The following is a 14,726-nucleotide window of genomic DNA, read 5'->3' as shown; positions in this document are numbered from 1 at the left end:
TAGAACACCTGCAGCAGCAAGGCGCTCAGCAACTGCTCCGGAGGGATCGAAGGACGTCCCTCGCTGGCGTATAGCTTTCCAAGGCTGCGGTTCAAATCACTCAAAACATCCCGGACAAGTTCCCGGACCTTCCGCAGCGGATGGTTCGCTGGCACACGTTTATCCGGCGCGATGTACGAAAACAGGCCGCCCTGATCCGTAAACCTGCCGCGCATGATCGTCTCCGCCGATTCGAGATGATAAAGTGAATCATCAAGTCCCCTCCCTGGCGAGGGGGTTTTTCAGCAGACTGCTAGAGCGACCTTCACCAAAGCCTTGATGCGTTCAGAGCGGTCAGCTTGGTACATGCAATTCAGCTGGGTGTTTCGGCTATAAGCTGGTCAAGTTCACTGGCCGTAATCAGATCGCGGTGCATTAGGACTTTCGCTACACGATCAATCTCGGCCCAGTGCTCGTCGACCAACGCTTCACAATTCTGCAAGATGACGGCCAGTATGTCGTTCGCCTGCCGAAGGACGTCCCGGGGAAGTTCAAGCTCCTCGTTCCCAGCGCCGGGCAACGACTGGCCAGATTTCAGTAGAGCACAGAACCGGCCGCCGCTTGTGCAATCTGCAAGTCGCTTTCGGCGCCGTCAGAAAACGAGCTGGGACGCCCTGAGAAACGAACGTTCGCGACTGGTCCTGCTAATGCTACAGCGCCATCGATCTCGTACCCCGCAATCTTCGCTTCTACTGCTTCTCCACTCTCATAAGACGCCGAAGCGGTTAAGGCTCCGACCGATCCTGACATACGTATTTCCGCGCATGCTAGGCCTTGACGGCGAGCCAGCACTGCGTGGGCCGCTTCATGGTATGCCATCATCATTCGTCTTCGCCTTCGCTCGCCCATGGTTGACCTTTTTCGTAAAGATGGCCCGGAGGACGGCGGCGGAAGCCGCCGCCCCATTCGACGATGTTATGCCGCAATTCCGGCGACGCGAAGGACCGCACTTGCTAACTCGCGGCCCAGAAGCAGACCTCGCCCCTGTTCGCCGCCGCAATAGTTGCTCTTCTGCACTTCCTCGTACAGCATCATGCCGCGCGCCAAGATCAACATTCCTGAGACGGTAAGCGGCGCGTGCTGGCGAATTCTATACAGCAAATAATGGATTTTCTTTGCTTCTATGTGTGCTGCGTCCTTCGCGGCTTCGACACCGGAGACTTCGATAGCTCTGGCGCACTGGGCTCCGTATCGTTCCGCTGCAACAATTCGCGCTGTCAGGTCCCCTTCCAGTTGTTGCCTAGCCCGCTTGCCTCCCCAACGTTCGGTATCTGCCCCGGTTGCTATGACCAATTCGCCTAGCTGGCGGACCTTGCGGGTTTTCAGTCCGCGCGCCTTGTCTTCGAGTGCCTTCAGGTCTGCATCAAAGTCCTTCGGTTTACGCATCGTGTCTCCATATGTGTAGCTGGAGAAATGATAATCGAGCACACCGCACAATGCTGTAAGGTCGTCAGGACGGCCTGAGACGCGGTAATCCCTCCCGAGAATTTTTCGAGGGAGGGCGCGCTTATACGTCGTTCCGACGTACGCTGTGCCGTGTAGATGATCTGGTCGCGATGGCGATCTATCATCTTCACGTCAAGGTCATTGGCCGCAAGGCCGGAAGCAGCGCGGTGGCGCCGGCAGCCTCCCGCTCGGGCTCGCGGTTGCGCGACGAACGGCTCGGCCGTGATCAGGATTTTTCTGGAAAGCGCGGCGTCGTCCATTCCGATTTGATGCTGCCGGACAACGCGCCGGAGGCATGGCGGGATCGCGAGCAGCTTTGGAACGATGTCGAAGCGTTCGAAATCCGGAAAGATGCCCAGCTCGCCCGAGAGGTGGAGTTTGCCCTTCCGCGGGAGATGAGCGAAGCACATGGCATCGAGTTGGCCCGGGCCTTCGTTCAAGGTGAGTTCGTCGGTGTCGGCATGATCGCCGACCTCAATGTGCATTGGGACAGGGCCGAGGACGGACTACCGAAACCTCATGCCCATGTCATGCTGACCATGCGCTCGGTCGACGAGAACGGCTTTGGCAAAAAGGTACGAGACTGGAACCGCACGGAGATGGTCGAGCGATGGCGCGAACGCTGGGCTGAGCTTGCCAATGAGCGGCTGGCCGAGCTCGACATCGACGCGTGGATTGATCATCGCAGCCTGGACGCCCAAGGCATCGCCCTGGAGCCGCAGAGCCAGATCGGTGCGCCGGCCAAACGGATCGAGGTTCGGGGCATCGTTGGCGAAGGCGGCGAAGCCGACCGGGCCGAGATGCACCGTGAGATCGCGCGCGGCAATGGCGCGCGGATCATCGCCGGCCCCTCCCTTGGACTGGAAGCCGTTACCCAGCAACAATCGACCTTCACACGCCGCGACATAGCGAAGTTCGCGCACCGGCACAGTGACGGGCTCGACCAGTTCAACGAGGTGGTGGCCGCAATGCGGGAAGCGCCCGATCTGGTCGAACTCGGCCAAGACGCTCGCGGCGAGGATCGGTTCACGACCCGCGCAATAATCGACGCGGAGCAGCGCCTTCACCGTGCAGCTGAACGGATGGCGGAAGGGGCACGCCATCAGGTACGCGACACGGAGCGCCAAGCCGCGTTGGCACGTGCGGAAGCGCGCGGCATGGTCTTGTCTAACGAACAGGCCGACGCGCTGGCGCATGTCATGGATGGACGCGATCTCGGCGTCGTGGTCGGCCATGCCGGAACGGGAAAGAGCGCGATGCTGCGCGTGGCGCGAGAGGCGTGGGAAGCGGCAGGCTTCGAGGTCCAGGGCGTGGCGCTGTCCGGCATTGCCGCGGAAAACCTCGAAAGCGGATCGAGCATTCTGTCGCGCACGATCGCCAGCCTGGAGCATGGCTGGGAACAGGGCCGCGATCTGCTCAAATCGAGCGATGTGCTTGTCATTGACGAGGCAGGTATGGTCGGCACGCGCCAGCTCGAGCGCGTGCTGTCCCATGCAGCCGACGCAGGGGCAAAGGTGGTGCTGGTCGGCGATCCGCAACAGCTGCAGGCGATCGAGGCGGGGGCGGCATTCCGCTCGATCCATGAGCGTCACGGCGGCGCAGAAATCGGTGAAGTGCGCCGTCAGCGTGAGGAGTGGCAGCGCGACGCCACGCGCGATCTGGCGACCGGCAAAGTGGGCCATGCGCTGGGAGCTTACCGCGCCCAAGGCATGGTGCATGAGGCCCAGACCCGCGAACAGGCACGCGGCGATCTGATCGAGCGCTGGGACCGTGATCGGCAGGCATCGCCGGATCAGAGCCGGATCATCCTCACCCACACCAACGACGAGGTCCGGGCGCTGAACGAGGCAGCGCGCGGGCGGATGAGGGCTGCGGGCAATCTGGGGGACGAGGTGCATGTGACGGTCGAGCGCGGCGCAAGAGCCTTCGCGAGCGGAGATCGCGTCATGTTCCTGCAGAACGAGCGCGGTCTTGGCGTGAAGAACGGCACGCTCGGGACCATTGAACAGGTCAGCGCGCAATCCATGACCGTGCAGACCGACGATGGCCGATCCTTGCGCTTCGACTTCAGGGATTTCAACCGGATCGACCATGGCTATGCCGCGACGATCCACAAGGCGCAGGGCATGACGGTGGATCGCGCCCATGTATTGGCGAGGTTCTTGTCGTGGGAGTAGAAAATGTCCTCAAACGAACTGAGTAATCGGCCGCTCGTGGGTGGCTCAAAATTCCAGGTGAGCCAAATCAGGCGAATGGACGCGCTCTCATAGAAATCTTCGCGTTGCACGATGATGGGGATTTGCGTGGTTGCAAGTTGAACCTCCACGACGAGTGGCATGCGATCATAGATCGGGCGTACGTCCGGGCCGCCGCCGTCCATTCTCTAGGATGAGATACTCATCGACAACGACGCTTCCTGCGGTCGTGCGCGGATCGTTGGTCAATAACTCACCGACGATAATGTTTGATTTTAGCATGCAGCGGGCTTTCCTGCGCTCCGTCAAATTGCTGCGCGCTAACGATATCGACGCTGGCCGGCGTCCCCGTCCACCAGGGACAAAGCTGTGGGGCACCCGGGTGGTGTTTCCAGTAAGGCTGGCCGGTCCGGCCTTCGCACGGAGCATAGACGGCATGTCCGCATTTCGCGCAGACGAAACGCGCTTTCCTGTCGAGCCGCGCGCGCGTCGCCGCGCGACGGAGAACCTGATAATCGTCCTTGCTCATCGCTATGAGCGCATCACTCGTGATGCTGTGCATCGATGCAAGGTCAACCACTCTTTTGAGTGTCCTTCGGAGAATCGCCTCGACCATCTACCGAATCTCCCTTCGTCCGGCGTGATCATTGAGCATTTGCGGGATCGCGTGCTATGGAAAATCGCCTGTGTCTCAAGGAAGTCCCGCCGACGGCATGACCGGCGGCGGGGCGAAGACGCAATTCGCGGCTTCACCGATTGTCAGCCCGGCATACCGGCCGTCAGGTGTCCGCACCGGGAAGAATGGGTTCTTCGCCGAAGGGGCGGTTAATGATCGACAGCGCGTCGGGCGCGGCGAAGACGCGGTTGCGCGCATAGCCGGTACGCTCGTTCAAGATTTTATTCTCGACCAGTTGCTCTACCGCTTGCGAGGCTGCAGGCACCGTAATGCTGAGAAGCGAGGCTAAACGCTTGACGGTCAGCACCGGATAGTGCGGCAGAACATCGAGTGCTCGCAGGCTCGCTGAGCCCTGGCGAAATTTGCGCCGCTTTCGCCATAGATCGCCAAGTGCAGACAAAGCGTCGCGCGTCTTCAGCAGCTCATCCGTGGTGCCGACAATTGCGTCCGCCATGAATCCGACCGCTTCATGCCAATCGAGGCGCTGCTGAGCCGCTTTGAGCGATTCATAATAAGCCGCCTTGTGGGCTTCAATGTACGGTGACAGGTAAATCGGCATCATGCCTTCCGCCGCCATCATCAACGGCAGGAGGAGACGGCCGACGCGGCCATTGCCATCACGAAACGGGTGGACTGCCTCAAAATGTGCATGCGCAACCGCCATTCGCACAATGAAGCTCTGGTACATCGCCTGCATGCCCTCGCAGCGCATGTACTTCATCGTGTCCTCAAGACACGCGGCAATGTCAGACGGCGGCGTCGGATTGTAGGTCGAGTAAGCAATATCGCCCCTGCCGCCGATCCAGACCACAACCTGGCGAAGATCGCCGGGCTTGTCCTTGTATTCTGCGTCGCCGCGCATGACGGCGTGATGCAGATCCTGCACCAAACCGCTTGTGAAGATTTCCAGTTTCTCTTGTCTGGCCCGCGGCAGGAAGTCATCGAGCGCGAGCGCGTAGTCACGCACCTGAACTACCGCCTCGCCCTGCTGGGAATCTTCGCTTTCTTCACCGGACAGCAATTCGTCAAGCGTGCTGTTGGTGCCTTCGATCGCCGAGCTGCTGACAGCTTCCCGCCGTGGCAAGATGCGGCTGATCAGATACGGGTCCTTTAGTTCGGCCGCGAGCGTCTCGATGCGCACCAAGGCTGCATCCGCCGCCCTGAGCCGGGCAAGGACCGACCCCACGGCAACGCCGTCCTCAGGCGGGGGCAGCGGAACCACGCCGTAATGCGCCGCATAGGGCGCCGGAAGCCGCTGCAATCGTTCCCGAACGGCGTGAGTGAGATTATCGCGGTTCAAGAGAAACCTTTCGCAGAAGAGCCAAGTCCGACACCATAATAAAGGTTGTTTATCTATACTTCAATAAGGCGACTGATGGTGGGCCCTATATAACGTTCTTAGGTTCCATCAAGGAACCTCTTGCCCGTACTGTCGTTACGGTATATATCGCGTAACGACAGTACGGAGACATTTCGTGGCCGATCCTACGGTAGTCAGGCGAGTAAGACGCCAGCGCGACGTTCGCCTGGCTGAAGGCTGGCAGGAAGTCCGTGTGTGGGTGCCCACCGAACAAGACGCAAACGACATCAGAAACCTCGCCGCCGATCGCAGGGCAAAAGCAAAAGCGCTCGCCGGCCTTGATGAAGGAATTAAGAGCATGCCCCCAGAAACACTGCACCGCATTGCCGAGGCGATCGCATCCCAGGGCTCGGCAGCCTACACGACCCCTTCCGGTCCTGTACTGGACCTCCTCACCAAAGTCGCGGAAGAGGACGATCTCGCGAGCTTCTCGCGGGCTTTCATTCTTCTGGCGCGCGCCGCACCGGCTAGAGCCGCGTTTGTCGCGGGCGCGGTGCCGGCAAAGATCTCCAACTTCCTGATCAAGCATCGCGGCGTCAAGGCGACCGCGCTGATCAAGTGGACCGAGTCGAATCCGGATTGGACTGAGGAGCTCAAGAACGCACTGCGTGATCCCGATCTATTTGTTCGTGTTGTCGAAGACTTCGCCTCTGCGATCAAGCAAGGTGCCGCCGCTCACTAGACCTTTGACAAAGAAACCGGCGCCGTTTCAGAAAAGCGGCGCCGGTTTCCTTGTGACTCGGATGAGCCTTTACATTGAATGCGCCTTAGGGCGATTAGCCTTGCCGTGTTAGACTGGACGATGCCCTTTCCAGTCACCCCCGCAGCCGGAGACGATCCCCGCCAGTTTCAGATTCAAGGCCCGACGGGGGTTCGCCATCCGATTATCTCCTTACTGGCAATCGACAACCACACAGACCGCGTCTCTGGTCTCGGCACGGCGTTCCGGATCGACCCCTTCGGAGGATATCTGACCGCGCAGCACGTGCTTGAAGCATGGCTCGGGCCTTCGCGCCCGCGGTCGACGGTTGTAGGTCTGCTCAACCCGGGGCTTATTTATGGGCGCGCCCCGATTGGGGTCGACGGGACGGTCGTGATTGCGTCAGCGACCGCCTTTCGCACCCCGCCAGAAGATATTGCCCTTGATTGGCTGCTCAACCGTGACTCGAGCCGCATGTCACTCGACTGCATGACGCTGTCGTTCAAAGCGGACAACACGCGCCTGCACGAAGTACGCGATTTTCTGCCCCTTCGGCTGACCGGAAAATGGCCCGAGATCGGCGATGAAGTCATGGCGGTGGGATTTCCCGAACTGCGTTCGATACAGGACCGCGAGATCGACACGGATGTTCTGACCGAGCGCATGTATGGGTCTATTGGCCGCGTAACGGCAGTGCTGCCGAGTGGCCGCGAACATCGGCCTTGGCCGACATTTGCGGTCGACAGCCATTGGCCAGGCGGTATGAGCGGAGGACCCGTGTTCAACCAGGACGGAGAGGTGATCGGCCTCGTCAGCTCAAGCGACGAGCCGGGAAGCGACGGTGCGCAATCCTACGCCTTCTGGTTTGCGCCGATCCCAGGTCTTCAACGCAACCTCCCTCACGTCGACCCATCGAACCCGGGATGGGTGCGCGGTTGGGCGGTGGTGCGCAACGCTCCTTGGCATGTTGCGGCAATGACCAACGACCGCGCACGGGCAGAGGAAATCTGCGCGACGCTGGCGTCGGACTATTCGGTTCGCTTGGGCTCCCTGCGGGCTGGCTCAGATGATTTTATGGGTTCGGCCGATTAGGCGTGTCAGCTAACTTGGAAGCCGACCAGGTTGCCGATTTCACCAAGTCGTAGGCCCGACCTTTCCCACGCGTAACCAAGGCAGCGACGCCAAAATGAGCAAACCATTTGATCTTCTCAATCTCTATGCCCGCTTCAGCCGCGAGCGAAAGATTTCCGTCACGGCGCCCCAGACAGCCCAGGAATTTTTGGCGGCGATCGGCGCGCAGCTTGACAAGGCATTGACCGATGACATTCTGATTCGCGGGCCAACGAACCGCGGCAATGTTCGAAGCCATGGTGGTGGCGCTTGGTCATTACAAGCTGATGAAGGTCGAAGATACCGGGCGCGTCTATCCTGTCGGCAGATATCGGGCGCCAGATTTCAGAATCGTACTGGAAGACGACAAGCAATGGCTGGTCGAAGTCAAGAACGTCTACGAGGCAGATCCGGTCCGGCAAGAACGTCAGATCATGACACCGTCTTATCTGTCCTCGCTCGACAGCTACGCGCGGGCAACACGGGCCGCGCTCAAGGTGGCCGTCTATTGGGCCAGATGGGGCATCTGGACGCTCGTATCCCCGCACGATCTGCTGGATGAAAATGGCTACCTCAAGCTCGACATGAAACATGCCGTCCGCTTCAATGAGCTGGGCAGGCTCGGCGATATGACAATCGGCACAACCCCGCCGCTCACACTTCGGCTAACCGCCGACACGCCCAACGCCATCGGCCCCGACGGAATGGCGCCTTTTACGGTTCGAGAGGTCACGATGCTCAGTGAGGATCGTGTCCTCACGCGTGCGGACGAGCAGGAGATCGCGTGGATATTCATGAATCTCGGGGAATGGGCCGAGCAGGAGACCAAGGCCATTGTCACTGACGGAAGATTGTCGGCGATCGAGTTTTCTTGGCTGCCCGAGGAACGGCTCAACGAGGACACTGAGAGATTTGAAATAATCGGCACGCTGAGCCGGATGTTTTCCCGCCACTATTCGCAACAGGCCAATGGAGAACCGGATTCAGTGCAAATTGAACTTGAACATCGGCCCAACTGGTTCGCGCCACTGGTATCATCCGACCACAAAAGTGATGCGTTGCCGCTATGGCGCTTCATCCAGCAGCCGCTCGCGGTGAAGACCGCGAACAAGAGTTGAGGTATAGAAACGCCGCGCGGAGTTTGACGGCTCGGTTTGCTGTCCTCCTGCCGATGAATCTCGGTTTCGTCGGATCACGCAGCGACTCTGCCTCGTGAGCCGGCAACAGCGCCGAGAACCAAGAATGCAGCATAAGGCAAGCACCAGCCGATGATCGCAAATACAATGCCCGTGAGGGTCGTCGGAAGCGCGGGTGCATAGGCGCTCCAGGCTTGCGCCATGATCGGCTTGTCGTAGTCAACCGCTACCGCCAGGATGGCCGCAGGCGTGACGCCATTCGCCAAAGCCGATTGCTGCTCGTTCAGCCGGTCCAGCCTTCGAACATATTCCGTCATTCGCTGCGCCTGGTCGCGCACCAGTTGTTCTGGGTTCTTCGCCATCACACCGAGTGCGCCCGATCGGTCATAACCCGAGCGGCGGGAGTCCTCGTCGAAGTTGCGCACAATGACTGTCAGCTCGTCGGCTGCGCCACCGAGCCGCTGCCTATACTGTTGCAGGAGCTCAGGAATCTGCGCAAACAGCAAAGCACCCAGAAGCGACAAGACCGCAAAGAGCCGTTGCATTGCACTACTCCTTCTCAAGTCGAGACCATCGCTTTGAGGTTTTTCAATAGCCTCGATTCGGTCATTCGGGTCCAATCACAAGAAGTGGTTGTCAGCCGGCGTCCCGCCCCGGTCGGCCGAGGGCGTTCAGCCCGTTTGGGGAAACCTGTAGCGGGCTCTATGCACCGATCAGCTGTCGCTCGGGAGCAATCGAAATGTTGGACGATATGCTACGATATGCGGCGGGAATGCCCTCACGTGCCCGCCTCTGAAGCGCTAAACACGGAAGCTATGCCACCAGTCGAGAAATCACGATGAATCCAAAGCGCAAGGTCGCGCAAATTGACCGTCTGGCTGGTGCAATTGGCTACATCGCCACCGATTTCGAGAGGTTCGCCGGACTATTTCTGGACGCCCTGCTCGAGGTGCCTCTGAACCATCAAGGGACCAATCTGGTCGGCTATGCCGTTGGCGGCGTGGTCGACACAGTCAGCGACGACGGCCGGATAGTCGCCGAGTATTCTGATGCGGGCGGTTATTTTGAGCGCCCGATGGCCAAGGCGGACGGCGATCTGAGAAAGGCGCTCAATCGCAAACCGTCCGCACGGGACATCTTCCTGCTGTCGGGCCAGCGAAAGCGGCCCCAAGTCGCCCAGGAGTTCGAAAGCGCCGTCAGAACCTGGCCGGAAATGGAGGGCAAGACTCTGTACCTGTGGGGCGCGGAGGAGATCGCGACCCAGCTGATCGAAAAGTTGATCTTCAGCGACACCGTTGTTCGAAGGCTCGCTCCATACCTGCCTGAGCTACAGAGGATTCGCGATGAAGAGGCCGTGAGCCGCTTGGTCCCCGCCCCGGATCGAAGCCGCATTATTCGCGTCGACGTCGACGCCGACATCTCGCGGCGCCTCTCGGAAAGTCCAGTGGTGACCATCAGCGGTATCGCCGGGCTCGGCAAGTCAGCGGCAGCTGCCGCTTACGCCACGGACCACGAAGACCAGTACGACCTCGCGATCTGGCTAGACGCGGGGGAAGTCCGTCGGCCAGAGGAACTCCAGGCGCTCCCTTTGGTGCGAGGCGGCGAAACCCGGAACGTCACGGCGCTGCTGCGCACCGGGGCCTGTCTGTTAGTAATCGATGACGCCGAACCCGGTCTTTCGACAGCGCGCCTTAGTGAACTTTGCGGGCCTCGCTCACGGATCATCCTCACGCAGCGGTCGGCACAACCAGGCTCATACGAACTACCAATGTTCGTTCGTGGAGAGGCACAGAGCCTGCTCGACCACGATGGCGCGATGTGCCCAGCTGATGTGTTTGACATCATCTGGTCCACGGTGGGCGGCCATCCGCTGACCCTGGGTCTGATCAGCGCTGCCGTGCGGCAGGGCGCCACGTGGGACGAGATCGTTCGTGACTGTCGGGCTGTCGGCGAACTGGAACATCATGGCCAGCGCCTCGCCGATCGGCTCCTGGGGCGCCTGCGACCTGCCCTCGAGCGCGAGCTGTCTGTCTTCGCCTGGGCCGAGCAAGCAACTTGCGGGCAGGACTTTCTCGAGCATGTCGTCCAGCCGCTCGGCATCCGCAAGCTCCGCAGCCACGGGCTTACAGCTGCTGACCGAAGCGGGATTATTCGGCTCCACGATGTCGTGTACGCGGCGCTGAGCGGCGGCGGCTGGTGTCCCCCGGAGCGGCGCGTCGAGCTGGATGCCGCGCTGGAGGGCTATCTGCGCGCCGCGGCAAGTGAGCCTGGTCTGCGTCTTTGGACGATCGGGCGCATCCTCCTCCCTAAGCTCAAGAAGCTGATTGCTGCAGGAGCTCGCTCTGCCGCGTTCCGTTACGCGCTGCTCACGGTATCGGATCATACCGAACTGCCTCCCGAACTCGTGGGCGACCCATTGGCCGACGCCAATGCGCTGGCAGGACGCCCACCGGCGCCTTTGGCGTTGATGGCAATTATCGAAGCGATCGAGCAGCTGTTCCTCTACGACAAGCTGGAAAGCGATGAGATCGCCAAGGCCCGGCTGCGGGAACGCCTGTCAGCCTTCGACACACTTACCGGACTTCCCGGGCTCACCGACAGGCAGACTGCCGAAGTGCAGCATCATAAGGGTAAGGCGCTCAAGAGACTTGGTGACTCGGCCGCCGCGGCCGAACTCTTTGAGCAGGTGCTGAGCGGACCCTCGCCCATGCACGAAACCCGCCTGCAGTTGATCGATATCTACCGGGTCAATCCCGCCAAAGTGGCTCGGGCGATCGAGCTGGTGGATGAAATCCTCGCTCGCGCTCCCGGCGAAGATAACGTGACTTGCTCGGTTCTCCTGGGTGTGATCGAGCGCTTGCCATGGGGCTCAGGCAACTGGCGAGCAGGGCTCATCCGACGCCATGCCGACGCAATCGAGCGAACGATCGCCGAGGCAGCGAATGTCGGCGTGCTGCAAGCGATTCGTGCGTTCGCTGCGCTCGGGCGCTACCTCTCAACCGAAGAGCCGGCCATGTTTGGCCGCATCTTCGAGCAGCTCTCCGAATGCACGCTAGATGGCTTGCAGACCGACAGCGATCGTTTTGCGTGGGCTGAGGTCTATTTCGAGGCAGCCCGCCTGCGGGGTGCCGACGCTTCCGGCTTCCATGCCAAGGCGCTCGCCCTCCATGAATCGCTGGTTCGACCACAGCTTTTCCACCTCCAACGGCGCGCCGAACTCCTGATCGAAATGGGCCGCCCGGCAGAAGGCGAGGCCCTTCTGCGGGAACGGAAGGAGCTTGAAACGAGCGAATGGCTCCAGCGGCTCATGGCGCGCGCGCGGCGCGCACAGGGAGACCCAGCCCAAGCGCTTGTCTGGATCAACAAAGCGCTAGACCGACTCCGGGCGGACCATTTTCGCACCGAGTTCCTAGAACTGCGTTATGATATACGCACCGATCTCGGGGACGCTCAGGCCAACGAAGACTTGGTCAAAGCCCGTGCAGCAAGTCAAAAGCACGTTGAAGCGGCGCGGCTTGATATTCGGCTCCATGAGGCACGCATTGGCCGACACGGGGACTCAGGACTACCTTCTTGACGGGCACGCTTCAATCGGCATTGCGCTTCGCGCCTGGCACGCCTCCGATCACACCGCGATAACATTCTTGCCGGCCGTACCCTCTTCAAGCTGCAACACTCTCTGAAAGGCGGCCGCGCCCTAGATTTCTGAGCGGCCTACACTGAGACCGAACTTTAGACCACCGATAGGCCGGAGTTCTGCGCCTCTCCCCGCCGACCAACGCTCTAAGCCGTCCGCGCTAGCGTCACATCAAGGGGGCCCAAGTCTAAGCTACATGTAGCCGCGGGCTTCCCGTACGGAGCAAGCGATCGCTTCAACGACATGCCGCCGCCCCCCTCACTAAGCTCAGGTGAAGCGGCTACGACTTGGCCCAACGAGACGCCTAGACTCTGATCGGCCCATGTCACAATGGCATTGCTGGTGAGCTAGCTGCCGTTGTCGCTCACCACCATCCTCGGCTTGCCGCGATCGGCGACCAGCCGGTCCGTGTGTAGGACCGACGCAAAGCCAGCCCGTGAAGCTTCGCCAGCCGCACCAACTTATCGCATGCCCGGTTCAGAAGCTTCGCATCGGTTGGAAACATTAAGTTCTTGGGCTGCACCGTATCGACGATCACCCGTGACAGTGCGGACGGCTTGATCGCCCCGGTCTTGGTGGCGACCGCCAAGCCTTCCTGGGCAGCGCTGTCAAGCGCTCGTTCCCATGCGGTTGCGCCAGCGTGTCATCGACGAGCGTCCGAACACCAGCCGGTCCTGGAAAAACTCCTCGCCGCAGAAGTATTGGTAATAGGAGTTCTCGAAGCAACGTTCGCGCGGCACCTCGTCGGATGGGTCGTAGAGGATATGCTTCGTCCGGCAATCGAATTTCTTTGGCAGCCGAGCGCGCAATTGCCAGACGAGCGGGTCTGCGCTCGGTGCAGCGACTCATAACGAAAAATTGAAGAACTCGGACCAACGCTCGAAAGCGGTGGGCTCAGAGTCGAACCAAAATAAACGGAAAATTCCGTTGGTGTTACTGCTGGTATCCTTCAAAACCGCTCATCGCAAACCATCGCCAAATCAGATTGTTAGATACTTTCTTTGATGCCGGCCAGGCTGGTTATTCTTGTCTGAAATTGCTGCTGAATTTTAGTTACCAACATGCATGATGGTGTCGTTGGAGTCGAATCGATGCGTACGGCAGATTCGAAGTTGCGGACGCGAGGCGGGTTCGCAACGGGCGCGCAGCACTACCTGCAGCCTTCGCAGGAAGTGGCGCTATCTAGCCAATACTGTTCACTAGTGTCGACGCCTTTCGCCGTGAATACGAGGGGCGCGCAGCCTAGTTCAGCCAGTGGTGAAGGCTACGGGAACCACTCATCGGGCAGCGTCTCGATCATAGCACGCGCATAAGCCGCAGCTACCATGGAGGCATAGGGCTGCCAGTCGTCGTTTTTGTAGGCATCGCAATAGTCGCAAATTCCACGCACGACCATCACATCCTTTCCAAGCATCCAGGCGCATTTTGAAATCCGCTGCCCTCCATCTCAATCGCCCGCACGTCCCACTTGTCGCGCAATAAATCGCGCTTAGCCGGATTCTTCTGAAGCGTATCGGCACTTGCGATAGAGCCTCGATGTACACGCGGCTGATCTTTGCGCCTTAGGGGATCGGCAGGATGCGAGATAACCATCGCGCCGTCGTGCAGCACGTCACTCGCATCTGACGGCCGCGCGGCCCTAGGATAGTTGCTAAGGCCGTGAGCGATCCAGGCTTCCCAAGGAAGCCTGCCGAGTTCCGCCTCGGTGTCGAGACTGCCTGCTGCCTGCAGCATGCGCGCAGCTGGTTTTTGTGGTTGGCTGCGATATTGCACGTCCGTCGCGGTCTCCTTGACGTTGTCGTATTGCACGATCCCCCGATGGTCGGCGACGACGATGTCGCCGAGGCGCACATGCTCGGCTGGCTTGCCGGGATTAGGACACCCACCTGCGATGCCGACAAGTAGGATATGCTCGAGGCCAGGGAAGCTGTTAAGCGCCTGTACGGTAACGGCGCCGGCCGCTTGATTCCCCATACCGCTGGTAACCATGAGGACGTTGCGCGGAGTCTTCTCGGGGCCCGTAAGGAAGGTGCCAAATCGGTAGATGCTAGGATCGTTTGCCGGCCCGACCGGTTCCCCATAGTAATCGCTCACGGCCCAAACCGCCGCCGCTTCGCAGAATTTGGTAGCGACGATCAGCACGATAGGCGCTCCGGCACCTTTGAATCGGAAATTGTAGCGACTGACGTCGGCACCCAACTCTATTCCCTGGGTCTTGAACCGTGGGACCTTGGCAACTATTCGCGTCTTGTGCCCCAGCGGAAATTTGATGGTACGGGGCCTAGCGTCCTTCTTTTCGATCGTCTGCTGTCGCTCGCCGTCAACATAGAGCTCCAGCTCAACCCCAGAGCCTCCGAAAGGTTTGTTCCGACCGTCAACGGTCTGGACGACAACGCTCTGCAAATTTGCGCCTTCGGTCGCACTCAT

Annotated in this window: 11 protein-coding genes and 4 pseudogenes; 5 read left to right on the top strand and 10 right to left on the bottom strand. The window is 60.3% G+C overall.

Annotated elements, in window-relative coordinates; genetic code table 11:
* Window positions 1-215: pseudogene (locus IVA74_RS15035) on the bottom strand (IS5/IS1182 family transposase); the annotation flags it as partial.
* A gap of 1,018 nt (window positions 216-1,233) precedes the next feature.
* Window positions 1,234-1,425, bottom strand: a pseudogene (gene traD / locus IVA74_RS15030) (conjugal transfer protein TraD); the annotation flags it as partial.
* 170 nt (window positions 1,426-1,595) lie between these two features.
* Between traD and traA the strand changes: the two are divergent.
* A pseudogene (traA, locus tag IVA74_RS15025) lies at window positions 1,596-3,641 on the top strand (Ti-type conjugative transfer relaxase TraA); the annotation flags it as partial.
* Here traA and IVA74_RS15020 read toward each other — a convergent pair.
* The 3 genes from IVA74_RS15020 to IVA74_RS15010 all read right to left on the bottom strand — a co-directional run bounded on the left by IVA74_RS15020 (window position 3,581) and on the right by IVA74_RS15010 (window position 5,656).
* Window positions 3,581-3,823, bottom strand: a complete 243-nt coding sequence (locus IVA74_RS15020) for a competence protein CoiA (protein WP_247344937.1) — start codon at window positions 3,821-3,823, stop codon at window positions 3,581-3,583. The pseudogene traA and the gene IVA74_RS15020 overlap by 61 nt on opposite strands.
* Window positions 3,824-3,933: 110 nt before the next feature.
* Window positions 3,934-4,296 (bottom strand): hypothetical protein, encoded by a 363-nt coding sequence (locus IVA74_RS15015; protein WP_247344927.1) that lies wholly within the window; start codon window positions 4,294-4,296, stop codon window positions 3,934-3,936.
* Window positions 4,297-4,459: 163 nt separating this feature from the next.
* A complete protein-coding gene (locus IVA74_RS15010; RefSeq protein WP_247344923.1) occupies window positions 4,460-5,656 on the bottom strand; it encodes a Fic/DOC family N-terminal domain-containing protein in 1,197 nt (398 codons plus the stop codon).
* A gap of 175 nt (window positions 5,657-5,831) precedes the next feature.
* Here IVA74_RS15010 and IVA74_RS15005 point away from each other — a divergent pair, with 175 nt between their 5' ends.
* A complete protein-coding gene (locus IVA74_RS15005; protein ID WP_247344920.1) occupies window positions 5,832-6,398 on the top strand; it encodes a hypothetical protein in 567 nt (188 codons plus the stop codon).
* A 120-nt stretch (window positions 6,399-6,518) separates the two neighbouring features.
* A complete protein-coding gene (locus tag IVA74_RS15000) occupies window positions 6,519-7,508 on the top strand; it encodes a serine protease (RefSeq protein ID WP_247344918.1) in 990 nt (329 codons plus the stop codon).
* Here the strand turns inward: IVA74_RS15000 and IVA74_RS14995 are convergent.
* Complete coding sequence (locus IVA74_RS14995) at window positions 7,489-7,785, bottom strand: hypothetical protein (protein ID WP_247344913.1); 297 nt, start codon at window positions 7,783-7,785, stop codon at window positions 7,489-7,491. The two genes, IVA74_RS15000 and IVA74_RS14995, sit on opposite strands and share 20 nt — an antisense overlap.
* On the opposite strand from IVA74_RS14995, the gene IVA74_RS14990 reads away from it, so the two are divergent.
* Window positions 7,772-8,644: a hypothetical protein gene (locus IVA74_RS14990; RefSeq protein ID WP_247344911.1), complete on the top strand. Its 873-nt coding sequence runs from the start codon at window positions 7,772-7,774 to the stop codon at window positions 8,642-8,644. The genes IVA74_RS14995 and IVA74_RS14990 overlap by 14 nt on opposite strands.
* 74 nt (window positions 8,645-8,718) lie before the next feature.
* On the opposite strand, the gene IVA74_RS14985 is transcribed toward IVA74_RS14990, so the two are convergent.
* Window positions 8,719-9,207, bottom strand: a complete 489-nt coding sequence (locus IVA74_RS14985; protein WP_247344906.1) for a DUF2937 family protein — start codon at window positions 9,205-9,207, stop codon at window positions 8,719-8,721.
* Between the two features lie 293 nt (window positions 9,208-9,500).
* Between IVA74_RS14985 and IVA74_RS14980 the strand changes: the two genes are divergently transcribed.
* Window positions 9,501-12,239, top strand: a complete 2,739-nt coding sequence (locus tag IVA74_RS14980; protein WP_247344903.1) for a hypothetical protein — start codon at window positions 9,501-9,503, stop codon at window positions 12,237-12,239.
* A gap of 460 nt (window positions 12,240-12,699) precedes the next feature.
* Here IVA74_RS14980 and IVA74_RS14975 read toward each other — a convergent pair.
* From IVA74_RS14975 to IVA74_RS14970, 3 genes and pseudogenes are all read right to left on the bottom strand, one after another.
* A pseudogene (locus IVA74_RS14975) lies at window positions 12,700-13,018 on the bottom strand (transposase); the annotation flags it as partial.
* A 545-nt stretch (window positions 13,019-13,563) separates the two neighbouring features.
* Window positions 13,564-13,695, bottom strand: a complete 132-nt coding sequence (locus IVA74_RS40950) for a hypothetical protein (RefSeq protein WP_256467633.1) — start codon at window positions 13,693-13,695, stop codon at window positions 13,564-13,566.
* A complete protein-coding gene (locus tag IVA74_RS14970) occupies window positions 13,695-14,726 on the bottom strand; it encodes a hypothetical protein (RefSeq protein WP_247344900.1) in 1,032 nt (343 codons plus the stop codon). Before IVA74_RS14970 ends, IVA74_RS40950 begins: the two co-directional genes overlap by 1 nt.

This window comes from Bradyrhizobium sp. 132, from assembly GCF_023074185.1.
Lineage (GTDB): Bacteria > Pseudomonadota > Alphaproteobacteria > Rhizobiales > Xanthobacteraceae > Bradyrhizobium.
This window is presented reverse-complemented; position numbering and strand designations above follow the sequence as displayed.

What these genes read in the sequence shown, in the direction of transcription:
- IVA74_RS40950 (WP_256467633.1), bottom strand. Translation starts at nt 13,695, where the DNA reads ATGGTCGTGCGTGGAATTTGCGACTATTGCGATGCCTACAAAAACGAC.
- IVA74_RS14980 (WP_247344903.1), top strand. Translation starts at nt 9,501, where the DNA reads ATGAATCCAAAGCGCAAGGTCGCGCAAATTGACCGTCTGGCTGGTGCA.
- IVA74_RS14995 (WP_247344913.1), bottom strand. Translation starts at nt 7,785, where the DNA reads ATGGCTTCGAACATTGCCGCGGTTCGTTGGCCCGCGAATCAGAATGTC.
- IVA74_RS15000 (WP_247344918.1), top strand. Translation starts at nt 6,519, where the DNA reads ATGCCCTTTCCAGTCACCCCCGCAGCCGGAGACGATCCCCGCCAGTTT.
- IVA74_RS14970 (WP_247344900.1), bottom strand. Translation starts at nt 14,726, where the DNA reads ATGAGTGCGACCGAAGGCGCAAATTTGCAGAGCGTTGTCGTCCAGACC.
- IVA74_RS15020 (WP_247344937.1), bottom strand. Translation starts at nt 3,823, where the DNA reads ATGCCACTCGTCGTGGAGGTTCAACTTGCAACCACGCAAATCCCCATC.
- IVA74_RS14985 (WP_247344906.1), bottom strand. Translation starts at nt 9,207, where the DNA reads ATGCAACGGCTCTTTGCGGTCTTGTCGCTTCTGGGTGCTTTGCTGTTT.
- IVA74_RS15015 (WP_247344927.1), bottom strand. Translation starts at nt 4,296, where the DNA reads ATGGTCGAGGCGATTCTCCGAAGGACACTCAAAAGAGTGGTTGACCTT.
- IVA74_RS14990 (WP_247344911.1), top strand. Translation starts at nt 7,772, where the DNA reads ATGTTCGAAGCCATGGTGGTGGCGCTTGGTCATTACAAGCTGATGAAG.